A 22,817-nucleotide genomic window follows, 5' to 3' on the forward strand; every position below is an offset into this window, starting at 1 on the left:
GGCGAGCGGGGAACTGTGCGGCCGGCGTGTCCTCCGTGGCCGATCGGTCCTAGGTTGTGGCTCAACAGCCGTGCCGTCGAAGGGCGTTGCCATGACACCACCGCCTGCTGCTCCGGTCGTCTCGCTCGCTGCCGATCACCTCTCCGGTGCCGTCGGCGCCACCGCCGATCCGACCGTGCGGGTCCTCGTCTCGCAGGCCGGGGCGAGGCCCGCCGACCTGTCCGTCGTCGCGGTCGCCTCCTCCGACTCCCGGATCGCGGGCGCGGGCGACGTCACCGTGCGGGGGCGGGGCGCGGAGCGCGAAGTGTCCGTACGGGCCAGGGGGCGGGGTCTGTGCGAACTGACGCTGTGCGTCACCGGGCTCGGCGGACGTACCGCCACCGCCGTCCTGCACTACGCGGCCTCGGGGCCCGTCCAGCACGCCGCCGACACCCGGTACTTCACGGGCGCGTGCGACGCGTCCGCCGCCGTCGACGTGGGCGGCGGCCACCTCGTCCTCGCCGACGACGAGTCCAACACCCTGCGGCTGTACGCGCGCGGGGTGTCCGGCGGACCGGTGCGCGGCTGGGACTTCGGGGAGCGGCTCGGGGCGCGCCGGGAGATCGACATCGAGGGCGTGGCCCGCGCGGGGGACACCGACAGCGTGTACTGGCTGGGCTCGATGTCCAACAGCGAGGAGGGGAAGCCGAGGCCGGACCGGTCGCTGCTGTTCCGCACGCGGCTACGCGGTGCGGGCGCGGGAGTCGAGCTGGTTCTCGACGGCTCGTACCGTGATCTGCGTACGGACCTGATCGCCTGGGACGAGTCCCGGGGCGGTGAGCTGGGGTTCGCGGCGGGCGCCGCCGCAGGGCGGAAGCCGCAGCGGATCGACGCGTTCAACGCGGAGGGCTTCGCGTTCGCGCCGGGCAGCACGAGCATCGCGTACATCGGGTTCCGGGCCCCGCTGGTGCCCGCGAAGACGGGCGGGGCGGCGCTGCTCGTGCCCGTGATGAACGTGGACGAACTGGTGGGCGGGGGAGCGCGGGCCGAGTTCGGGGAGCCCGTGCTGCTGGATCTGGACGGGCTCGGCGTCCGGGACCTTTGCCGCAACTCCGCCGACCAGTACCTGATCGTGGCGGGGTCGTGGGCCGCCGACGACAGCTCCGATCCGTACGCCCTCTACGCGTGGGACGGGCAGCCGGGGCACGGGGCGGTCCGGCTGATGGACCTGCCGACCGGGGATCCGGGCGGCTGGGAGTGCGTCGTCGACGTGCCGGACCTCGACGTGCCGGGCGCGCGCGTGCAGGTGATCGCGGACTGCGGGTCGGTGGACTGGTACGGGACCGGGGTGGAGGCCAGGGACCTGCCGCACGCGGCGTGGAAGAAGGCGCGGGCGGTCACCTTCACGGTGACGGAGTAGCTCCGCTCCGGGCGGCCAGCCCGGCGGCCCCGGTGTCCGCCGCGGCCTCGCGCAGGGCCGGGGCGGCGGGCTCGAAGTAGCGCTGGAGCACGCGGAGTTCGTCGGGCCCGAACAACGCGAGGACCGCGCCGATCCGGTGTCGTACCGGACCCAGCGGGTCCTGGAGCTCCCGCGCGGTCAGTGACACCGCCTCGACGTCGACCCGGCGGCGGTCGTCCGGGTCGGGGACGCGGCGGGCCCAGCCGTTGCGGACCAGGCCCTCCGGGCGGGGGCTGTCCGTCCAGGCGTACGTGATGGTGCGGGTCCCGGGTACGGGCGGCGACGCACGGCTGGTCCGCGCCTTCCACAACACCCGCAGCCGCCCGCGCGTCAAGGCGTTCAGCGACTGGCCGGCCGACCGGTTCGGGGCGCGCTGAGGACGACGGCGAGCGCGGCCCGCACTCCCTTCTCGATGTCCGTGGTCGCGGGGATCGCGTCGAGGACCGTGCGGTCGCGGTCCACCACCAGCGTCGCCCGCCGCAGCCGGATCAGGCCGCCCGCCTCGAAGACCGGCAGGCCGAGCGGGCCCGCCAGGGCGAGTCCCGGGTCCGAGAGGAGCGGGAAGCGCAGCTGCTCCTTGGTGCTGAACGTGCGCTGTTCGTGCGGGAGTTGGGTCGACACGCCGTGCACCGTCGCTCCCGCGGCCGTGAAGTGGGCGAGCTGGTCGCGGTAGGTGCAGGACTGGCGCGTGCAGCCCTTCGCGCCGGGGATTCCGGCCCAGCCCGGCGGGTAGTCGGCGGCGTCGGCGTACGCGCCGGGAAAGAAGTACAGAACCGTGTACGGGGTGCCGGGCGCGACCGGGTCGCGGTGCCCGCCGTCGGAGGCGGGGAGCAGCAGCTCCGGGACGCGGGCCCCGCGCAGTGCGCGCACCTGCTCGGCCTCCGGAGCGTCGGCTTCCGTGGCGTCGGTCTCTGTGGCCTCGGCCTTCGTGGCATCGGCCTTCGTGACGTCTGAGGTGTTGTTCATGGGCCCGCTTCCGTCCTCGCATCGTTGACCTGCGGGGACGAGGGTGCCATAGTCAGTTCCGAAAAGGAACTGACAGGAAGTGACCAGGGGGCAGGGGATGTTGGGGACGTTCAAGGACATACCGAGAGCCGTGTGGATGCTGGTGCTCGGCATCTTCTTCAACAGCGTGGTCGCCTTCACCTTCCTCTACCTCTTCGTCTACCTCACCGACGAGCGCGGAATGTCGGTGCCGCAGGCGGGCGTGCTCACCGGCATCGGCGGTGTCGGCCTCGTCGCGGGCAACTTCACTGGCGGCTGGTTCGGCGACCGCTTCGGCCACCGCAGGGCACTGCTCTGCGCGGCGGTGCTCTCCGGCGTCACCCTCGTCCTGCTGCCGCTCATCCCGATCGCCGCCCTGTACGCGCTCCTGCCGCTGTGCAACTACGCGCAGGGCGCCGTCCGGGCCTGCAACGGGGCGCTGGTGGCCGTCACCGTCCCGGACGCCGTACGCCGACAGGGCTTCGCGCTGATGCGGTCGGCGAGCAACGCCGGGTTCACCGTGGGCGCCCCGCTCGGGGCGCTGCTCGCCACCCAGTTCTCGTACACGGTGATCTTCGTGGCGGACGGCGTCGGGACGCTTCTCTTCGCGGTGTACGCGGCCCGGGTGCTGCCCGCGCGCGGCAGGGAACGGGCCAAGCCGGGCCCGGGGGAGCAGCGGGGGCTCTGGCGGGAGCTGCGGGCGCGGCCCGCCGTGGCCGTACTGCTCGTGGCGAGCTTCTTCGCGGACATCGTGTACCGGCAGCTCTTCTCGACCTACCCGGTCTTCCTCACCGACCACGGCCACGCCACCCAGGTCTACGGCTGGATGTTCTCCATCAACGGCGGTCTGATCCTGCTCCTCGAACTCCCCGTCACCGCCGCCCTGCGCAAGCGGCCCCCGCTCGCCATCGTGGGCGCGGGGCTCATGCTGGTCGGGCTCGGGTACGGGCTTCTGATGTTCGGGGCGGGCCTCGCGCTCGCGGCGGCGACGATGCTGCTGATCACCCTGGGCGAGATCCTCTACAAGACCCCGGCGAACGCGTACGTCGCCGATCAGGCGCCCGCGCACGCGCAGGGCCGGTTCCAGAGCCTGTACGCGGGCGTGTCGGTGAGCGGCGTGGTGCTCGCGCCGCCGCTGGGCGGGGCGCTGTACGAGGCCGCGCCGGGCGTGCTGTGGCCGCTGTGCACGGTGGTGGCGGTGCTGGCGGGGTGCGCGGTGGTGGGGGCGGGGCGGATGAGGCCCCGGTCCCTCGCCGGACGTACCGGTGTGGGGGCGGGCGTGCCCGTGCCCTCCCGGTCCGCAGGGACGCGGGAGGGCACGGGGGCCTGACCTGACGGTCAGTTGTGGCTGTGCAGGACCTCGTTGAGTCCGCCCCACACCGCGTTGTTCGGGCGGGCCTCGACGGCGCCCGACACGGAGTTGCGGCGGAAGAGGATGTTCGAGGCTCCGGACAGCTCGCGGGCCTTCACGATCTGGCCGTCGGGCATCGTGACGCGCGTACCGGCGGTGACGTAGAGCCCCGCCTCCACGACGCACTCGTCGCCCAGCGCGATGCCGACCCCGGCCTCCGCGCCGACGAGGCAGCGCTCGCCGATGACGATGCGGACGTTGCCGCCGCCGGACAGGGTGCCCATGGTGGACGCGCCGCCGCCGATGTCGGAGCCGTCGCCGACGACGACACCGGCCGAGATGCGGCCCTCGACCATGGAGGTGCCGAGGGTGCCCGCGTTGAAGTTCACGAAGCCCTCGTGCATGACGGTGGTGCCCTCGGCGAGGTGCGCGCCGAGGCGCACCCGGTCGGCGTCGGCGATCCGTACGCCCTTGGGTGCGACGTAGTCCGTCATGCGCGGGAACTTGTCGATCGAGGTGACCTGGAGGTGCAGGCCCTCGGCGCGGGCGTTCAGCCGCACCTCTTCGACCGCGTCCACGGCGACCGGGCCGAGCGAGGTCCAGGCGACGTTGGCGAGGAGGCCGAAGAGACCGTCCAGGTTCTGGCCGTGCGGCGTGACGAGGCGGTGCGAGAGCAGGTGCAGGCGCAGGTACGCGTCGTGGGCGTCGAGCGGCTTGTCGTCGAGCGAGGCGATGACCGTACGGACGGCCACGACCTCGACGCCGCGACGGGCGTCGGGGCCCAGCGCCTTGGGGGCGGCGGCCCCGATGAGTTCGGCGGCGCGCTCGGCGCTGAGGCGCTCGGTACCGGCCGGGCCGGGCTCGGCGACGAGCTCGGGGGCGGGGAACCAGGTGTCGAGGACGGTGCCGTCGGCGGCGAGGGTGGCGAGTCCGGCGGCGACGGCGCCGGTGGTGCGAGTAGCAGTCGTATCGGTCATGACAGGAAACCTAACCGGCGGCGGCCCGCGCGGGCGAACCGGTCTCGCCCTGCGGAGGGCGCGTCGCGGGTCTGGCGCTGGGTGTCGCCGGTCTGCGGCTGGGTGGCGCCGGTCTGCCGCTGGGCGTCGCCGGTTTACGGGAGTGTGCCCCCGGGCTGCGGCTGCGCGTCGCGGCCGAGTGCCGTCCGGAGGCGGCCGAGCCACTCCGTGCCCAGCCGCAGCCCGTCGGGGAACTGGTCGTCCCGGTCCCAACGCCACGTGGTGATCATCGCCAGTACGAGGATCCGGCACTGCCGCACCAGCTCCGGGTCGGCCCCCGGGTAGTGCCCGTCGACCTCCTCCGGGGCGTGGGCGAGGTCGAACTCGACGGGGCCGTGGCAGCACGTCTCCAGGTCGATGAACAGGGGCCCGTCCGCCGTGGCGAGCACATTGCCCGGATGCGGCTCGCCGTGCAGAAGCTGCCCGGGGCCGCCGCGTTCGTCGATCGCGCGGCCCAGACTCCGCAACGTACCGTCGAGCAGCTCCCGGTCGGCGTCGGCGAGCGCCGGAGTGCGGTCGCGGTCCGCGAGGAGCCGCCGGGCCTCTTCCACGCGGGCCGTGAAGTGCGGCACCGGGACGCCGAGGGTGTCGAGCGTGCGCATCCCGGCGTGCAGCCGCGCGAGCGCGTCGGCGTACGCGGCGGGCGGGACCTCGTCGGGAGCGGGCGCGTAGTAGGTCCACAGCGTGATCTCGAAGCCGTCCCGCTCGTGGACGCGGGGCTCGGCCCGGGGATCGAGCAGCGCCACCGGGCAGCCGGCCGCCGTGAGCCGCCGGGCGAGGCCGACCTCGACGTGCGCGACCTGTTCGGCCTCGGACGCCACCCGTGCCAGTACGTCACAGGGCAGCAGTCGCAGAGTGAGCTTGTTCGAGTCCTGGAGCACGACCGCCTCGTCGGCCCTCAGACCGAGCGACGTGGTGATCGACAGGGCTGCGGCGACCGCACGCCGCGCCTGTGACGTCTGCATCGCTGCCCGGTCCCCCCCGCAGGTCTCCCCGGTTTCCCCCGGGCGCAGGCACCCTACCGCCCCGGTGCCGTCTGGTCAGTTCAGGCCGAACCGGGCGATGGGGCCCAGCAGTTCCCGCTCCTCGTACGCGAAGTGGGAGAGCAGGGTGTCGCTGAGCAGGTCCAGGGTCTCGCGCAGCGGGCCGAACTCGCCGGGGTGGGTCACCAGGCGGATCAGGGCCTCGTCGACGTCCTCGATCAGGCCGTGGATCGCCAGGTGCTCGCTGTTCAGCCGTTCGACGACCGGGGCCAGGTCCTTCTGCGAGGCGGCCAGGTAAGGGAAGATCGAGTCCGACTCCAGGGTGTGGTGGCCGGTCATGCCCAGGCACTGGCGCTGGCAGATGCCGCCCAGCGCCCAGTTGTTCGCCCGGACGGACATCCGGTTCAGGTCGTCGCGGGCGTCGCCGATCGACCGTGCGCCCTCCTCCACCTGGCGCAGGCTCTCGCGTACCTGGCGCATCTCCTTGCGGTACATGTCGTGCATGTCGCGGAAGTGCCTGGCCGCCGCGAGACCCTGCTCGTCGAAGACCACCGAGCCGTCGGGCTCCGGTGCGCCGGGGCGGGTCGGCTCGTCCAGGACCGTGCGGTCACTGATCCGCTCGGCGGGCGGGCTGGTCGGGGTCAGCCCGGTGCGCCTGGTCAGCCAGAACTCGTCCGTGTCGTCGTTCATGACCACATTCAACCGGAATGTGGTGATCTATGCGCATCAGCTCCCCGTACGCCGCCAGCAGCCCGTCGACCACCTCGGTGGCGGCGGGCTGCAACGGTTCGCGGACCGGTCCCGCCGGGAGCCCGACCGCGTTCAGCAGGGCCTTCGCGGTGACCGTGCCGGGCAGCCCGGACGCCATCATCAGCTCCGCGAGGGGGAGCGTGCGGTGGTGCAGGCGGGCCGCCGCCGCCACGTCGCCGCGCGCGTACGCGTCCAGCGGGGCGCGCATCGCCCGCGGGGCGACGTTCGCCACCGTGCTGATGAAGCCCGTGCCGCCCACCGAACGCAGCGGCAGGTTCGTCTCCTCGCAGCCCGAGTAGTAGGCGAGGCCCGTGCGGGCGATGACCTTCGCACTGCCCAGCAGGTCGTACGCGCAGTCCTTCACGCCCGTGATGCGCGGGTGCCCGGCCAGCCGCAGCATCGTCTCGACCTCGATCCGCACCCCCGTGCGGCCCGGGATGTCGTACAGGACGACCGGGATGCCGACGGCGTCCGCGACCCGGCGGAAGTGCGCCTCCAGCGCCGCCTGCGGGGGACGGCTGTAGTACGGGGCGACCACCAACAGGCCGTCCGCGCCCGCCTGTTCGGCCGCCCTGGCCAGCTCCACGGTGTGCGCGGTGTGCGCGCTGCCGACCCCCGCGAGGAGCGGCACGCCCGGGCCGACCGCCTCGCGCACCGCCCGCAGCAGCGCGAGCTTCTCCGCGTCGGAGGTGGTGGGGGACTCCCCGGTCGTGCCGTTCAGGACCAGGCCGTCGCAGCCGCCGACGGACACCAGGTGGTCGGCCAGCTTCTGCGCGCCGGGCAGGTCGAGGGCTTCGCCCGTGGGGGAGAAGGGGGTGATCATCGCGCAGAGTGCGCGGCCGAAGGCGGTGGGCGTCGTCATGTGCGCAGTCTCGGGGGCGTCCACCGTTCAGGTCCACTTAGAACTTCTCCGCTCGAAAGGTAAGCGGAAGTGGACGGTTGTCCGGCTCTGGCATGATCCCGGGCAGGGGAGGCGCGGAGCGTTCCGCGCGGGTCCGGGGGAGCGGCGACGTGAGTGTGCGTACGGGGACGAAAGTGGCTGCGGCGGCGCTGTTCGGGGCGCTGTTCCTGTCCGGGTGCGACGGCTTCCTGGTTCCGTCGGGCGAGGGTGAGCAGCAGGCCGAGGAGTCCGGGGTTTCCCCCTCCCCCTCGGACCCCGGCCGTCCCACGGCCCCGCCCACCGCCACCGTGCCGCCCGCCGTCGCGGCGCCGTCCGCCGGGGCCGCGTACGACGCGGACTGCCCCGCCGGTGTGCGCGTGGACATGGGGGAGATCCAGGCGGCCCTGATGCACCGGCTCGCCGTCCTCACCCTCACCAACTGCGGCGACACGCCCTACGAGCTCTCCGGCCGCCCTTCCGTGAAGGCGTACGCCGCCGACGGCACGGCCGTCGACATCGAGGTCGACGTCAAGGAGGAGGGCAAGCGGGCGGACGCCGTGGTGCTGCTGCCGCCCGGCGGGGTCGCGTACTCCCGGCTCGACTGGCGGCCGTACGACGGTGTCGAGAAGGCGCAGACGCTGAAGATCGCCGCGGGACCCGGGCACGACGTGCGCAGTTTCCCGCTGGAGGAGGACGTGCGGATGGTCGACGCCTTCGACGTCACCCCGTGGGCGCTGACCCGCCCGCAGTGACGCGTACGGCGTGCGCGCGGCGAGCGGTCCGGGCTTTGGAGCGGCGGCCGCCGGGAAGCCGGGACCCCGGCGGCACGCCTCTCCTCACGGGGACTACGGGCGGAAGCGGAGCACCTGCGGGTCGTGGTCGCTGTTCTGGTCGGCGAACTCCGCGTTGATGTGCACGCTGTCGTAACGGAAGTCGTCGATCGCGGGGCTCGTCAGGATCTGGTCCAGGACCTGGGCGTTGCCCTGGAAGACGTAGGAGTAACGCTCCGAGCGGGGCAGGGACGTGACGGCGGCGCGCAGGGCCTTGCCGTCGGTGAGGGCCTTCGTCGTCGCGGAGAACTCGAAGTCGTTGATGTCGCCGAGGACCAGGACGTTCGCCCGGCGGTCCGCCTTCAGGGCGTCCTTCACGAAGGTGTTCACCGTCTGCGCCTGCGCCAGGCGGCGGACCTCCGAGGAGCGCACCGGCGGCTGGTGGTGCGAGGTCAGGGCCTCGTCGCCGCCCTTGGAGCCGAAGTGGTTGGCGATCACGATGACGGGCTCGCCACGGAAGCGGAACTCGGCCGCGAGGGGCTTGCGGCTGTTCTCCCAGGCGGTGCTGGAGGGGGCGATGCGGCCGGGGGAGAGGGTGAGCGCCGCGTGGCCCTTCTCGCGTACGACCCCCGTGGCGGTCGTCGCGTCGCCGCCCGCGCGGTGGGTGAAGGAGACCCGGGCCGGGTTGTAGAGGAAGACCTGGCGGATGTTGCCGCCGGGCTCGCCGCCGTCCTTGTTGTTCTCCGGGTCGATCGAGGTCCAGGAGTACGCGGGACCGCCCGCGGCGGCGATCGCGTCCGTGAACTTCTTGACCGTCTGGCCCGCCGCCACCGTGCCGTCGTTCTTCGCGCCGTTGTCGTCCTGGATCTCCTCCAGGGCGAGGATGTCCGGCGAGGCGAGGTTGTCGACGACCGCCTTTGCGAGGGCGTCGAACTTCTCCTGCGGGTCGGTCGGGTCGAGGTTCTCCACGTTGTACGTGGCCACGGCCAGCTCGCCGCGACCCTGCTTGCGGGTCTTCTCGCGCTTCAGGCCCTTGTCGACGACCTTGCCCAGGCTCTGCGCGGTGAGGGTGTAGCCGCCGAACTGGTTGAAGTCGAGCGGGCCGGTCGCACCGCCGGACAGCACGTCGCCGACGTTCGCCTTCGGGAACGGCTGCTGGGCGAGCGGGGCCAGCTGCTGTATCTGTATGCGGCCGGTGTTCTGCGCGTCGTACGAGCCGTAGACGGTGCCGCCGCGCCGGTTGTCGTTCTCGTGCGGCTTGACCGTCACCCACAGCTCGGCGTGCGCGTCGGTCGCGCCGACGACGCGGGAGGTGCCGACGCGGACGTTCGTGCCCTCCAGGGACTCGTAGTAGTCGAGGGCGTAGCGGCGCGGGTTCAGGGCCAGGCCGTTGATGCTGCCGCCCGCGGCGGGGTCGCCGGAGGGGGCGTAACGGCTGGGCACCGTACGGGAGTCGATGAGGACGGGGGCCGGGACGGCGTTGCCGGAGGAGACGACCGTCACCGTCGGCTTGGAGAGCTGGGTGAGGGACTGGTTGCCGGAGTTCAGGCCGCCCGGGACGTACTCGGTGACCGTGCCGGAGACCTTGACCGCGTCGCCGACCGCCACGGTCGGGGCGGCGGAGGTGAAGACGAAGACGCCCTCGCTGGTGGCGGCGTCGCCGTCACCCGTGGCGTCCTGGAACCAGAAGCCCTTCGAGCCGTACGTACGGACTCCGGTGACGATGCCCTCCACGTCGGCGACCTGCTTGCCGACGAGCGGGGAGATCCGGGTGGAGCCCTGGATGTCGTGGATGCGGACCGGGGCGGCGGCCGCGCTGTCGGCGGTGGCCGACGCGGCGCCGCCGAGCAGGCCCGCGGCGAGGGCCGTGGTGAGGAGGGTGGCGACCGCGGTGGTTCTCGGCAGGGAGCGGGACGTCATCAGGGGACTCCGGAGGTGAGGGCTGTGCGCGGACCGCAGGGGCCCGCGACGAAAGAGTTCTACGCGCGTCAATCTCTTGCCTGTGCGGGGGTGTTGTCAAGGTTCCCGGGACGACCTGTCGGTGCACGAAACTTGACGGGTACATGAACCCGAAGGGATCGGTGCAAATGCGTCTACGCTGGGGGCCGCCCCACCCTCTTTGTCCCCCGTGTGTGCCCCGAGGAGAGCCCCCAGATGTCCGAAGACCGCCCCACCCTGCCGCCGGTGCGGCTGCACTCGGACGCGTCGCTCGCGCGGGACGCGCTGGCCGCGCCGCTGTTCGCCCGCGCCGTCACGCTCGCCCGCTGGGCCTCGCCCGACACCCGGGTCGGTGCGGGCGGCGAGCTGGTGGAGGAGCAACTGCCGGATGCCGCAGCGGTGTTGAAGCTGGGCCCGGCCGACGGGGTGGAGGACGAGGAGGACGCCGCCGCGTTCGCGAGCGAGGCGTGGCGCACGGCCGTCGACACCGGCCTCGTGGACGTCATCGATCCGCCGGAATCCGACGACTCCGCGACGGAGGGGGCGTACGGCACGGCCGCGCCGGGCGAGGCCCTCGCGGTGGTCGCGGGCGGCAGCCCGCAGGACGTGCTCGGCCTGTGGCTGGAGGCGTTCGACACGGCCTTCGCGGACGCCACCGCACCCGTGCTCGACGACCTCGGCGCGCTCCTCGGCGACGACGGCGAACTCGACTTCGGGGCGCTCGACTGGGACCCGCAGCAGGAAGCGGACTTCCTGGAGGGTGTCCTCGGCAACCTCTACCTCCTCACCGTGGCCGCCGAAGGCCCCGCCGACGGCCTCGACGACGGCTGGGTGCCGCTGCCCGCCCTGGCCGCCTCGATGATCGTGCCCGACGACATGGGCGAGCCCACCGATGACGTACTGGAACAGGTCTCCGACGCGATGATGCGTCTGGACGACCAGTTCCGGGTGCTGGAGCCGGTGGGCCTGGTGGCGTACCGGCCGGTGGACGAGGCGCTGATGGCGGAGGAGTCCGCCGACGCCCCCGCCGTCGACGAACTCGACGAGGACGACGTCGCCCGGTACGGCATGGTGCGGCTCACCCCGCTCGGCCTCTACGGCGTACGGGCCCGGATGCTGGAGGCCGGGGTGGACGCCCCGGCGGTCGGCGACCTCGCCGAGAAGGGGGCGGACGCGCTCCTCGACGGCATCGCGTACTTCCCCGAGCAGGCGGGCCGCGACGAGCTGGAGCAGTGGCTCGCCCGTCGCGAACCGGCCGTGGCGGCGACGGAGTTGCTGGCCGCCGCCCGTGGCGACGACCCGGGTGCACCGCTGCGCAGGCTGCGTTGCCAGCAGGGCCTCCTGCTGGTCGACCGGGGGGCGGAGCCGTCGGTGCGGGCCGTCCTGGACGACCGCGAACTGGGCGGCCTCGCCCGGGTGTGGCTCGCCGAGCGGGGCGTGTCGGACGTTCCCGTGCCGCCGGAGGAGATGGTGTTCTGGCTCGCGGTGGACACGATCGCCGCCCAGCTGGACGCGGCGGGCGAGACGCCCGAGCTGCAGGAGCTGGTGGTGGGCCTGGTGGGTCAGCACACCGGCTTCCTCGACTCGGCCTGGCGGGTGGAGCACCCGGCGACCGGGGCGGTGCTGGAGGCGATGGGGCGGCTGCACCCCGAGAAGAAGATCGCCAAGGAAGCGAAGAAGGCGGCCTTCAAGGCGCGTTCGCGGACGGGCGGGTAGCTTCTTCGCGGACGGGCGCGTAGCTCTACCGGTGCGGCCCGCCGCTTCACGGTTGTCCTGAACTGCCCCCGGGTGCACAGCACTCGGGGGCAGTCCTGTGCCCGGGGCATGTGCCCATTGCCGCAGGCCGGGAGGGGAGTGCGTCCTTCCGTGTGGCTGGAAGAAAACGGTGCACGGGGGGCGCACCATGACCGGTTCACGTTCCCTCGTGATGGGTATCGGTTGAATGCCGCAGGGTGTGGCGTACCTCCGAGGGCTGTGCGCCGGCCGAGAGGCAGTTTGCGATGACGATGCCCCCGGCCCATGGCCCCCCACCGTGGAACCGGTAGCGGAAGGGTCCCGTCGTTCCTTCCCCTGCACGGCTGTTCGGCGCCTCGGAACTCCGGACTTCCGGAACATCCGGAACCTCCTCGGGGACGGGGCGCCCGTCCGCTGCTCACCCACGGGCGCCTTCGCGCGCGCGAGCGGCCCGGCGCGATTCCCCGCGCATCCTTGTCGTCCACGGCTCCGAGAAGGATTCCTCCATGACGCCCGCCACCGCAGGCCCGGCCCTCATAGGCCGGGCGGGTTTTGACTCAGGCCAGGTGCCCCAGTACTACTCACGCAAGACCTCCGACATCCTGCACAAGTACGGGCCAGGGCCCCGAACGCACTTCCACGTGGGCATGTTCGGCGTCGGCGAGCACCCGCAGACCACCGTGGCGCAGCGGGTCATCAAACGCCGCATCCTCGCCTCGCAGGAGGCCGTGCTCGCCCACGCGGCAGAGCTGTGGGACGTGGCGTCCGCGCCGCCCGACACCCTCCTCGACGTCGGCTGCGGCCTCGGCGGCGGCTCGCTGTTCTGGGCGCAGGAGTACGGGGCCCGCGTCACCGGGCTGACCGTGACGCCCGACCACATACCGGTGATCGAGGACTTCACCCGCAGGGCGGGCGCGCAGGGCCAGATCACCGCCGTACTCGGCGACGTGCACACGTGGGAGGCGGACCGGACGTACGACGCGGCCGTCGCGATAGAGAGCTCCGGCTACATGGACCGTGAGCGGCTCTTCGCGGTGATGGCGAAGTCCCTGAAGCCGGGCGGCTGGTTCGGCATCCAGGAGCACTTCCTGTGCCGCCCGGAGTGGACGGAGTTCGTCGACGGCTACTACCGGACCCGGCTCGGCACCCTCACCGAGTACATCTCCGCCGCCCGGGCGGCGGGCTTCGAACTGGAGCTGGACGAGGACATCACCGACCGCGTCGCCGAGTTCTGGGTGCAGTCGATGGCGTGGACGGCGGCGGAGCTGGAGGGCATCGACCAGGGGCGGGGTTCGCCCATCGCCCGGGACCGCCTGGTCGAATCGGCGCTGTCGCACGGCAAGTTCTACCGCGCCTGGCGCGACCACGCCCTGGAGACGCGGCTTCTGCTCTTCCGTCTGGTGGGCCCGCCCGCCTCGGCACCGGCGCCGTCTCCCGGGCCGCCCGCCCGCGCCGCGGGCACGGCCGGGTCGTCGGGTCGTACGGTGCCGGCCGCCGGGGCGTCAGGACGTACGGCACCGGCCGTCGAGGAGTCGGGGCGGGCCGTCCCGGACGGTGCGGCTTCCGGAAGCCCGGCAGCCGCCGGAAGCCCGGCCGTCCCGGGAAGCCCGGCCGTCCCGGGGGGCCCGTCCCTCTCGGGAAGTCCGGCCGTCGTCGTCCAGCGGTTCGGGCGGACCGCCGCGGACGCCGCGCGGCGCGGGGCCACCGGGCCGCGCTCCGCGCTCGGGGACAGCCTGCCCGCCTTCTACTGCCCGCTCCCCGACGCCGGGGCCCACCCCGACGCCGACACGCTCGGGGCGCACGCGCTCGCCTGGGCCGACCAGTACGACCTGTACCCGGACGCCACCGAGCGGGCCTGGGCGCAGGCCATCCACAACCCCGACTTCGTCTGCCGGGCCATCCCGCACGGCGACGCGGAGACCCTCCTGCTCTTCATGGAGTGGAACTACTGGGCGTGGGCCGTCGACGACTGGCAGGACTCCGGCAGTGCCGCCGGACGCACCGCCGTCGTCGTCGACCACGGGCAGCGGGTGGTGCGCGCGCTGGAGGCCCCCGGGTCGGGACTGCTTCCGCCGGGCGCGCTCTCCGCAGCCCTGGACGACCTCGTCGCCCGGACCCGCTCCCGGTTCACGCCGACCCAGCTGCACCGGCTGACCACCGGCACCCGGGACTGGCTCGCCGGGGTCGCCGGGCAGACCGCCAACACCGAACGCGGCCGGATGCCCTCCCTCAACGACTACGTGGCTCAGCGGGTCTCGGTGAACGGCACCCGCTTCTCGCTCGCCTTCAGCGAGGTGGCCAACGGGATACAGCTCCCGTCCGACCTCCAGTTCGCCCCCGCGGTGCAGGCGTTGACCGACGCCGCCGGTTTCATCGTGAGCTGCGACAACGACCTCTTCTCGTACGCCATGGACGACCACCTGCACCCGCCCGCCCAGAACCTCGTCAACGTCCTCGCCCACCAGCGGGGCCGCACCCCGCGCGAGGTCCTGCCCGAGGCGGTCGCTCTGCGGGACCGCGCGATGACGTACTTCAGCACCCGTGCCGACCGGCTCGTCGCACGTCGCCTGCACCCGGAACTCCCGCGCTACACAGCAGCGTTGGAGACGTACGTGGCCGGGTGCATGCGCTGGATGGCCGACGCCCCCCGGTACGCCAGCCCCCGCAACCGGCATGCCGCGCCGGTCCCCGGGGCCTCGTACGGCATCACCGTCACCGACCGCCCCGCGCCCGGCGGGGAGCAGGAGGGGCCGGTCCCCGGGGTGTCCGCACTGGACTGGTGGTGGGAGCACGAGAAGGAGTGAGCGCCGCGCAAGGGCCCGGGGTGCGCACCCCGGGCCCTTGCGGACGATCGGACGACCAGAGCTGACGAACCGTCAGATCTGGTACATCGTCGTGTGGTTGAAGGAGGACGACGAGCCGTCGAAGCCGTAGGTGCCACGGTAGGACGGCGGGTTCTGGTACTGCCCGACGATCGTGATGGTGTTGGCGCAGCTGCCCTGACCGGCCCGCCTGGCCTCCAGCCGCAGCTGGTTGCCGATCGAACCGCCCGTGATGTTCCACGGGGCGCCGCAGATGCCGGAGGTGATCTGCCCGCCGGTCACCACGAACGGGTAGGTGTTCGGGTTGATCTGGACCTGCATCTCGAACGTCGTCGCACCGTTGTTGAGCTGGAGCCGCGTCGTGATCGCGACGGCCTCCGCGCCCGCTCCCTGCAGGGGGGTGGCGAACGCCTCGTCGCGGGTCTTGACCTCGGCGCCCTGCGCGTTCAGGTAACGGTGCTCGCGGCGCTGCTCCGACTCGGCCTTGGGCGACTTGCGTGACTGGGTGGTCATGGTGGTGGACCTTCCTTCCGCCGGGCGCGGGCTCTCAGGCCAGCTGCTCGGCGATCTCGACGCGCAGCAGCGCGCGGACGTGCTCGATGTGGTTGGCCACGGTGACGACCTGGGAACCGGCGAAGAGCAGACCGACGGCGACGTTGTCCAGCGAGGTGACCAGCGAACCGGAGTCGCCGCCCGCCGAGATGTTCGTCGTGAGGATCTGGTCCTTGAAGCGGGCGGTGCCCGCCGTGCCGTAGTTCACGTCGATGGTCGCGTCGGTCGCGATCACACGGCCGAAGCTGATGTTGGTGGTCCGGCCGGTCTTCTTGACCCGGTCGCCGACCGCCACGTTGGTCCGCCGCCGCCAGGCGCGCGGTGCGCCGCTGAAGTACTGCTCGCGCGTCGCGTCCTGGAATTCGACCGTGCCGAGTGCCGCGTCGACGATGTTGTTCTGCCGCTCCAGCGGGATCTGCGGAGCGAACTGGATGGTGATGAACCGGTCCAGCGTGGCGATCTTGTCCGCCGGGTCCTGGCCGCCGTCGTGGACGCCGGGCTGGACGATGGAGCTGCCCACCGGCGCCCGGTTGGAGTCGGCGAGGACGTGGTTGTTGCTGAGGATGTAGAACTTCGCGGGCGTGCCCAGGCCCGCGCCGGGCGGGTCGGTGGTCGCGCCGGGCAGGAAGTCGTACACGACGCTGCCGAGCGTGCCCGCCGTCACCCGCACGTTGCCGACCGAGAAGCCGGACGGGCAGGGGCGCATCCGGCGCTTGAGGAGCTGCGGCTCGAACGTGCCGAGGCCGCTCATCTCTTCGAGCATCGGCTGCGACAGCAGGCCCGACTGCTCGCTCACGCTGCCGTCGGAGCGGTACTGGTCCTGCTCGTGCAGGCCCCTGCGCTGCTGAGCGCGCTGCTGGAAGCGCTGTGCGGAGATGTGGCCGACCGCGACCACGTCGGTGGGCGTGCCGTCGTCCATCGTGCGCGGCACGACGTCGCGCTCGGGCAGCATCGACTCGGGAACCTTCTGGTTCACGAAGACGAGCACCGCGGGCTCGCCCGTCGGTTCGCCGTTGATCCACTTCACGCCGTGGCCGAAGCCGACGACGTTCGCGAGCGGAGACTGCGGGCGCAGGAAGTCCGACAGCGCCTGCTGGCGCGCACTGTCGGTGATCTGCCCGCCGGTGGGTCCTCGCATCATCTCGGGCTGGCTCACGCCAGACCACCTCTTCCCCGGTGAGTGTGTGGGGTGTGTGTCGTACGGAGTACGGACTACGGAGTCGCGGAGCGCGGAGTCCCGCAGCACGGGTGCACCCAGACGCCTCAAGCGGCGTTGCGGGGAGTGCGGACGGAGGGCCGACGCCTGGCCTCCGGTTCAGAACTCCTCGGGGTCGTCCTGAGCCTCGACGTCCCCGATCGCCACCACGCGGACCGGCACGCCTTCGAGTTCTCCCGGCACCACGTCGGTGGAACGGAGCCCGTCGCGGGACACGATCCGCGTCACGAAGACGACGATCACGTCCTCGCCCGTGTACTCGTCCCTGCCGGTGCTGACTCCGGTCACGTTGGAGAGCTGGAGCAACCGGCTCTCATGGAGGTCACGGGCCTGTCCGGCATCCACATGGCTCGCCCCCTCGCGATCGCTGCCACCGCCGGGAGCTTCCCCCGACCCCGGCCGGTACGGCATGTCTATTCCCACTACCACCGGGGGTCAAGGCATTCCACACGAAATCTTGGGAAGAGAGGTGATCTGCCCGAGTTGACCTTGTTTCTATGCAGTGATGACTCACGTCCGCAGGTACGAAGCCCCGTTGAGGTCCAGTACGGTCCCCGACGCCCACTCCGCCGCCGGGGAGGCCAGCCACAGCACACCCTCCGCGATCTCCCGGGGGGTGCCCGCCCGCCCGAACGGACTCTGCGCCCGGATCGCCTCGCCCTCCGCCCCCGACAGCCGGTGCGCGACGCGTTCCGTCTCGAAGAACCCGGGCGCGACGGACGCCACCGCGATCCCGTGCGGAGCCAGGTGCACAGCCAGTGACTGGCCCAGCGCGTGCACCGCCGCCTTGGTCGCGCCGTACGCCGGGTGGTCGGGCTCGCCCCGGAACGCCCCCCGCGAGCCGACGTTGACGATGCGCCCGCCGCCGCCCTGCCCGATCATGCGGCGGGCGGCGAGATGGCTGAGGTTCGCCGTCGCGAGGAGGTTGACGGAAACGTGCTGTTGCCAGGCGGCCGCCCAGTCCTCGTACGGGGTGCTGTCGAGCGGGTGCGGGGTGTTCACGGCGGCGTTGTTGACGAGTACGTCGATCCCGCCGAGCCCCTCCGCCGCCGCGTCGGCGACCGCCCTCGCCCCCTCGGGGGTGGCCAGATCGCCCCCGGTCAGCACGTGCCCCGTCCCCTCCAGGGAGGCGAGGGTCTCCGCCGCCTCCGCGCGCCGCGCCCCGAAGTGCACGGCGACCAGGTCCCCGTTGGCGGCGAAGGTCTGCGCGAGGGCCCGGCCGAGCCCGCGTGAGGCACCGCTGACGAGGACGCGGCGGCGGGTGGCGGGGAAGGGGGTGGTGGGCGACATGGGGACCTTCCGGCGAGGCGAGGTGAGGCGGGACGGGGCGCGGGGGATTCCGCCCGACGATCATGCACGGGGGAGTGGCGACGGGAGGCCGGGGGGCCGCCGTCCCCGGTCAGACGCGATTCACCGCCTGGACGGTGCGCTTGTCCAGGCGGGCGTACCAGCCCGTCGCGTCCGCCGCCAGGTCGGTGATCGTGCCGGTCGTGCCCCAGGTGCGGGCCGGGACGCCGGTGTCCGGGGCGAACGCCGTACAGGCGGCGCCCGCCGCCGCGTACACCGTGCCGCCCGCGACGACCGGCGGGCGCGGTCCTGCTCCGCCGCCCCTGACCGCGCCCTTCCACTGCCGCGTGCCGTCGGCGAGCTTCACCGCGTGGACGGTGTCCGCGTCCGACCAGCCCAGGAGCAGGCCCCCGGCGACCGTCGGGGCGTACCCGGTGCCGCCCGGCAGCAGCCGCCAGCTCGACTCCAGTCCGGTGCTCGGCACCTGCCACCGCCGCTCGCCGCTCACCGGGTCGAAACCGGTCACGAACCCGTCGGCGTGGGCCAGACCCGTCCCGTTCGCGTACGCCAGCGCGCTCGCCCCGGCTCCGGGGCGCAGCCGGAGCGACCGCTCCGCCAGTCGTACGCCCGTCCGTACGTCGAGGACGTGCAGGTCGCCCGAGGCGGTGAGGAGGTGGAAGCGGCGGCCGTCGGTGCCGGTGGCGACGACGGGTTCCTCGATCTGCCGGTGCTTCCAGCGCACGCCGCCATCGGACACGTCGAAGCAGGTCACGGGCTGCGGCCCGGGCTCGGACGGCACCACCAGGAGCGAGCTCCCGGCGAGTGCCGGCCGGCCCCAGGGAGGGGACAGGCCGACCTCCCAGGAGGGTCCGGTCAGGTTCTTGCTGCCGCTCTCGGTGTACGCCACGACGCCGTCCCCGGACCCCACGAACCACTTCGGCGGCACCGTCCCGATGCCCTTCACCCGCACGTCCCCGCCGCCCCGAAGCCCCACTCCGGCCGCCACCTCCCCGGCCGACCGCACCTCGGGGGCCACCAGCACCCCGCCGACGACGCCCCACATCCGGGGCACCTCGGCCCGGCTCTCCACGGACCACCGCCGGGACCCGTCCGAGGTGTCGAGGGCGTGCACCGCGCCCACCGACGAGCCCGTCCCGTCCGACCCGTGCGCCAGCAGCACCCCCGCCGTGCCGCCGGGGACCAGCACTCCGTCGACCACCGCGTCCTGGGCGGTACGGGACCACCGGACGGCCCCGGCCGCCTCGGACCCGCCGGTCAACGCCCAGTCCAGCGCCGGGGGTTGCTCCGCGCCCTTCCCGAAGGCCCGTATCCCGGCCCACGCCACCAGCCCGAGGGAACCGGCCCCGGCCGCGCCCAGCAGGGTCCGCCGCCCGACCGCCCGCCGCCGGACCCGCGCGGCGGCGGCCGCTCCCGCCGCTCCCGCCGCCCGGTCGGCGTCGGGCCTCGCCTCGGCCCCGGGCGGCCCGGACCGTGCCTCCGCCCCCACCCCGGGCGGCACCGCCCCCGACTCCCGGACCAGGTCCCCCACCGGCCCCTCCCGCCACCACAGCGGAGCCCCTGCCTCCTTCAGCTCGGCCAGTACCTCCGGGACGGCCGGGCGGCGGGGCGGCGACTTGTCCAGGCACCGGGCCGCCAATTCCCGTATCTCCCAGGGCACTTCACTCAGGTCCGGCTCGTCGTGCACCGCCCGGTACAGCATCACCGCCGCACCGGCCCGCCCGAAGGGCCCCTCGCCCGTCGCCGCGAACACCAGGACCGCGCCCAGGGCGAACACGTCCGTGGCGGGGGTGATCGCGATGCCCTCCGTGATCTGCTCCGGCGCGATGAAGCCCGGCGTGCCGATGATGTCCTCCGCCGCCGTCAGCGCCGAGAACGGGGAGCGGGACTCACCCGTCAGCCGGGCGATGCCGAAGTCGATGACGCGCGGGCCGTCCACCGTGACGAGGACGTTCGACGGCTTGAGGTCGCGGTGGACGATGCCCGCCGCGTGGATCGCGGCCAGGGCCTCGGCGAGGGCCGCCCCGCAGGCCCGTACGGCAGGGGTGGGCAGCGGGCCCGCCCCCGCGACCGTACGGCGCAAGGTGACGCCGGGGAGGTACGCCGTCGCCAGCCACGGCACCTCCGCGTCCGGGTCGGCGTCGAGGACCGCCGCCGTGTACGCGCCCGTCACCGCGCGGGCGGCGGCGGCCTCGCGGCGGAAGCGTTCCCGGTAGTGCGGTTCGGCGGCGAGGTGCGCGTGGACGGTCTTCACGGCGACGAGACGACCCCCGGCCGTCCGCCCCAGGAACACCTGCCCCATGCCGCCCGCGCCGAGACGGCCCAACAGCCGTATCCGGCCGAGCCGTTCGGGGTCGCCGGGCAGCAGGGGACCGGTCATCCCGCGCCCCCGGCGGCTCTCGGACCCGCCCCGTCCCTCTTCACGCCGCCCCCGGCCCGCGCAGCGTCATGAGGGTGCGGTCCACGCACAGGTGCAGGAGGCCGCCGCCCGCCGCCGTACGGACCCGGCTCAGCCGGGGCACCGGCACCGCCCACGCCAGCTTTCCCGTACGGGCGTCGAGCGCGTGCACGCCCCAGCCGGTCGAGCGGCGGTCCGGGTCGGCCGGGAGGGACGGGTCGGAGCCCGACGCGTAGAGCAGGCCGTCCGAGACCAGCGGCGGGGTCGCGTTGTCGTCGTCGAGGCGGCGCACGTCCGTCCGTATCCACAGCTGGTGGCCGGTCGCCGCGTCCAGGGCGCGCAGATCGCCCCACGTGCCGGTGTGGACGAGGCCGTTCGTGGCCGTCGGCGTGATCGCGGCTTCGCTGCCCGCCGGACGGGACCAGCGCCGTTCGCCGGTGGCGAGGTCGACGGCCGCGACCGCCTCGGGCCCCGGATAGTGCCGTACGCCCGAGGAGCCGGGGTGCGCCTCGGGGTGGGCGGAGCCGCCGGGGATCTCCCGCTCGGGGGTGCCGTCGCGGTCGCGCAGCACCACCAGGGGGCCGTCCGCCGGTGCGCGGAGCGACACCGCGTGCTCCGAGGTGGCGACGGCCAGTCGGCCGCCCCGCTGGTGGACGGTGGACACACCCGTCGCCGTGCCCGCGCGGTGCCAGAGCGGCTTGCCGTCGCGCGGGTCGAAACCGTACGCCCGCCAGCGGCGGCCCTGAGCCGTGCGCTGCTCCCACAGGGTGTTCGCGGCGGCGTAGGTGACGAGGCAGACCACCGAGGAGTCGGCCGACAGCTGGGCGGACCGGCCCTCCCCTTCGCTGGCGGGCGCGCCCGGAACGAAGGGCCGGAACGGGCTCATGCCCAGGCGCCTGGTCGTCCACCGGCGGGCTCCGGACTTCGCGTCGAGGGCCACGATCCCCGGGCCGTCGTCCGGCTCGGCCAGCACGTACACCGCGTCGCCCATCGGCCGTACGCCCTGGACGTTCTTGCCCTCGTACTCCCAACGCGCCTCTCCGGACGCCGCGTTGAGGCAGACGAGCCGTTCGGCGGTACGCACGTAGAGGGCGTCGCCGTGGCGCAGCACCTCGCCCCCGTACTGCGGCGAGGAGTCCAAGTCGAGCGACCAGAGGGTGCGGCCGGACGTCCACTTCCGGACGGAGGGCCGCGGGTCGGGCGGGTGCACGCTGTCGTCCAGGAGGAGCACGGCGGCCGTGGTCGACCCGGAGACGGCGGTCACGGCCGCCCCCGCCCAGGCCAGGAAGCGACGGCGGCGCGGGGGCGAGTGCGGGTCCGGCCGAGGTGTCGGCAACGGCTTCGGCGGTACGTCGAGGGGGGCGACCGGCGTCGCCTCCGAGGGCCCCGGGGGCGTGCGGGGCTCCCGGGGTGCGTGCGGTGCGGGCGGCGCCAGGAAGGCGGTCGGGATCTCGTCCTCCCACTCCTCCTCCGCGGCGACCAGTTCCGCCGTCGCCTCCTCGTGCTCCCGTACGAGACCGGCGACGGGCTCCTCCTCCCACCACGGCCGCGCGGCGGCCCGCCCCGCGCACCACTCCAGCGCCTGCGCCACGGTCGGCCGGTCCGCAGGGGCGAGGGACAGGCAGCCGCGCAGGAAGCCCGCCCACTCCCCGTCCGGCACGCCCAGCAGGTCGGGCGGCTCGTTCAGGGTGCGGTGCAGGACCTGCGGGACGGTGCCCGAGCCGTACGGGTTGCGGCCCGTGCTCGACAGCACCAGCAGCGCGCCGAACGCGAACACGTCGGCGGCGGGCCCCACCCGGCCGTCCCGGGACAGCTGCTCGGGCGCGATGAAGCCCAGCGTGCCCACCAGGTCTCCGGTGCCCGTCAGCGGTTCCCCGGCCTCGTCGGCCGCGCCCTTCGCCAGGCCGAAGTCGAGGATCTTGGGCCCTTCGTGGGTGACGACGACGTTCGCGGGCTTGAGGTCCCGGTGCACGAGACCGGCCGCGTGCACCGCCGCGAGGGCCTCCGCGAGCGCCGCGCCGAGCGTGCCGAGCGCCTCCGAGTCCAGCGGGCCGAGCGTGCTGATGACGTCGACGAGGGAGGGCCCGGCGCAGAACTCGCTGACCAGCCAAGGGAGTTCGGCCTCGGTGTCCGCGTCCAGGACCGCCGCCGTGAACACGTCGTCCACCGCCCGTGCCGCAGCCACCTCCCGGCGGAACCGCTCCCGGAAGCGCGCGTCACCGGCCAGCCGGGGATGCAGGGTCTTCAGCGCGACCAGCCGCCCGGCGGGACTGCGGGCCAACTCCACCCGTCCCATGCCGCCCTCCCCGAGCGGTGCGACGACGTGGTACCGGTCCAGCGAACCCCCTGGCCCGGCCGACCCGGCTGCGGACGCTGCGGCTGACATTCCCTCGGCTCCCCTCCCGACGGCCCGGACGGTGCCGGACGCTGATTGCGACGCCTGGCGTGGGGCCCACGGTTGCGCCGGTACGCGTGCTGTGACGTACCGCACCGGGGCCGGGGCCCAGGAATCATGCCGTACACCCCTTCCGGCCTCCGGTGCGTCGGTCCGGCACGCCCGGCCGCCGCGCCTGCGGCGGGCCGTCCGCCGACCGGCCGTGGAAGGCCCGGGACGGCGCTGATGTGCGGCTGACGAGGGAGGCGTCCCGGGACGGGCGGGGGAGGTGCGACGAGGTGGGCG

Annotated in this window: 17 protein-coding genes and 1 pseudogene; 5 read left to right on the forward strand and 13 right to left on the reverse strand. The window is 73.7% G+C overall.

Going from position 1 to position 22,817, the window contains the following annotated elements:
• Positions 1–91: 91 nt before the first annotated feature.
• On the forward strand, positions 92–1,399 hold the full coding sequence (locus tag OG897_RS11030; RefSeq protein WP_266655257.1) for a DUF3616 domain-containing protein: 1,308 nt from the start codon (positions 92–94) through the stop codon (positions 1,397–1,399).
• Here the strand turns inward: OG897_RS11030 and OG897_RS11035 are convergent.
• Together OG897_RS11035 and OG897_RS11040 are read right to left on the reverse strand one after the other, a co-directional pair.
• Positions 1,383–1,772 (reverse strand): hypothetical protein, encoded by a 390-nt coding sequence (locus OG897_RS11035; RefSeq protein ID WP_266655259.1) that lies wholly within the window; start codon positions 1,770–1,772, stop codon positions 1,383–1,385. The two genes, OG897_RS11030 and OG897_RS11035, sit on opposite strands and share 17 nt — an antisense overlap.
• Positions 1,773–1,777: 5 nt before the next feature.
• Positions 1,778–2,338: pseudogene (locus OG897_RS11040) on the reverse strand (peroxiredoxin); the annotation flags it as partial.
• Positions 2,339–2,504: 166 nt separating this feature from the next.
• Here OG897_RS11040 and OG897_RS11045 point away from each other — a divergent pair.
• Positions 2,505–3,752 carry an MFS transporter gene (locus OG897_RS11045; RefSeq protein WP_266656748.1) on the forward strand — a complete coding sequence of 416 codons (1,248 nt, stop codon included), beginning with the start codon at positions 2,505–2,507 and terminating at the stop codon, positions 3,750–3,752.
• Between the two features lie 8 nt (positions 3,753–3,760).
• Here OG897_RS11045 and dapD read toward each other — a convergent pair whose 3' ends face one another.
• The 4 genes from dapD to dapA form a co-directional block, all read right to left on the reverse strand.
• Positions 3,761–4,750, reverse strand: a complete 990-nt coding sequence (gene dapD, locus OG897_RS11050; protein WP_266655261.1) for a 2,3,4,5-tetrahydropyridine-2,6-dicarboxylate N-succinyltransferase — start codon at positions 4,748–4,750, stop codon at positions 3,761–3,763.
• A gap of 134 nt (positions 4,751–4,884) precedes the next feature.
• Positions 4,885–5,754 (reverse strand): aminoglycoside phosphotransferase family protein, encoded by an 870-nt coding sequence (locus tag OG897_RS11055; RefSeq protein ID WP_266655263.1) that lies wholly within the window; start codon positions 5,752–5,754, stop codon positions 4,885–4,887.
• Between the two features lie 75 nt (positions 5,755–5,829).
• Complete coding sequence (locus tag OG897_RS11060; RefSeq protein ID WP_266655265.1) at positions 5,830–6,462, reverse strand: hemerythrin domain-containing protein; 633 nt, start codon at positions 6,460–6,462, stop codon at positions 5,830–5,832.
• Positions 6,380–7,384 (reverse strand): 4-hydroxy-tetrahydrodipicolinate synthase, encoded by a 1,005-nt coding sequence (gene dapA, locus OG897_RS11065; RefSeq protein WP_266655267.1) that lies wholly within the window; start codon positions 7,382–7,384, stop codon positions 6,380–6,382. The genes OG897_RS11060 and dapA overlap by 83 nt, the downstream gene beginning before the upstream one ends.
• 149 nt (positions 7,385–7,533) lie before the next feature.
• Between dapA and OG897_RS11070 the strand changes: the two genes are divergently transcribed.
• Complete coding sequence (locus OG897_RS11070; protein WP_266655269.1) at positions 7,534–8,154, forward strand: DUF4232 domain-containing protein; 621 nt, start codon at positions 7,534–7,536, stop codon at positions 8,152–8,154.
• 93 nt (positions 8,155–8,247) lie between these two features.
• On the opposite strand, the gene OG897_RS11075 is transcribed toward OG897_RS11070, so the two are convergent.
• On the reverse strand, positions 8,248–10,092 hold the full coding sequence (locus tag OG897_RS11075) for an endonuclease/exonuclease/phosphatase family protein (RefSeq protein WP_266655271.1): 1,845 nt from the start codon (positions 10,090–10,092) through the stop codon (positions 8,248–8,250).
• Positions 10,093–10,326: 234 nt separating this feature from the next.
• Here OG897_RS11075 and OG897_RS11080 point away from each other — a divergent pair, with 234 nt between their 5' ends.
• Together OG897_RS11080 and OG897_RS11085 are read left to right on the forward strand one after the other, a co-directional pair.
• Complete coding sequence (locus OG897_RS11080; RefSeq protein ID WP_266655273.1) at positions 10,327–11,826, forward strand: hypothetical protein; 1,500 nt, start codon at positions 10,327–10,329, stop codon at positions 11,824–11,826.
• Between the two features lie 524 nt (positions 11,827–12,350).
• The gene (locus OG897_RS11085) at positions 12,351–14,648 is read left to right on the forward strand and encodes a methyltransferase domain-containing protein (protein WP_266655275.1); all 2,298 of its coding nucleotides are present in this window, start codon (positions 12,351–12,353) and stop codon (positions 14,646–14,648) included.
• 72 nt (positions 14,649–14,720) lie between these two features.
• Here OG897_RS11085 and OG897_RS11090 read toward each other — a convergent pair whose 3' ends face one another.
• The 6 genes from OG897_RS11090 to OG897_RS11115 all read right to left on the reverse strand — a co-directional run bounded on the left by OG897_RS11090 (position 14,721) and on the right by OG897_RS11115 (position 22,523).
• A complete protein-coding gene (locus OG897_RS11090; protein WP_266655276.1) occupies positions 14,721–15,179 on the reverse strand; it encodes a hypothetical protein in 459 nt (152 codons plus the stop codon).
• 34 nt (positions 15,180–15,213) lie between these two features.
• Positions 15,214–16,374: a hypothetical protein gene (locus tag OG897_RS11095; protein WP_266655278.1), complete on the reverse strand. Its 1,161-nt coding sequence runs from the start codon at positions 16,372–16,374 to the stop codon at positions 15,214–15,216.
• Positions 16,375–16,533: 159 nt separating this feature from the next.
• Complete coding sequence (locus OG897_RS11100) at positions 16,534–16,779, reverse strand: hypothetical protein (protein WP_266655280.1); 246 nt, start codon at positions 16,777–16,779, stop codon at positions 16,534–16,536.
• Between the two features lie 165 nt (positions 16,780–16,944).
• Complete coding sequence (locus OG897_RS11105) at positions 16,945–17,724, reverse strand: SDR family NAD(P)-dependent oxidoreductase (protein WP_266655282.1); 780 nt, start codon at positions 17,722–17,724, stop codon at positions 16,945–16,947.
• 109 nt (positions 17,725–17,833) lie between these two features.
• Positions 17,834–20,119, reverse strand: coding sequence for a protein kinase (locus OG897_RS11110; RefSeq protein WP_266655284.1), 2,286 nt, complete (start codon positions 20,117–20,119; stop codon positions 17,834–17,836).
• A 40-nt stretch (positions 20,120–20,159) separates the two neighbouring features.
• Complete coding sequence (locus OG897_RS11115) at positions 20,160–22,523, reverse strand: PQQ-binding-like beta-propeller repeat protein (protein ID WP_266655287.1); 2,364 nt, start codon at positions 22,521–22,523, stop codon at positions 20,160–20,162.
• Between the last annotated feature and the right edge of the window lie 294 nt (positions 22,524–22,817).

The organism is Streptomyces sp. NBC_00237 (assembly GCF_026342435.1).
In the GTDB taxonomy this organism is placed as follows: Bacteria; Actinomycetota; Actinomycetes; order Streptomycetales; family Streptomycetaceae; genus Streptomyces.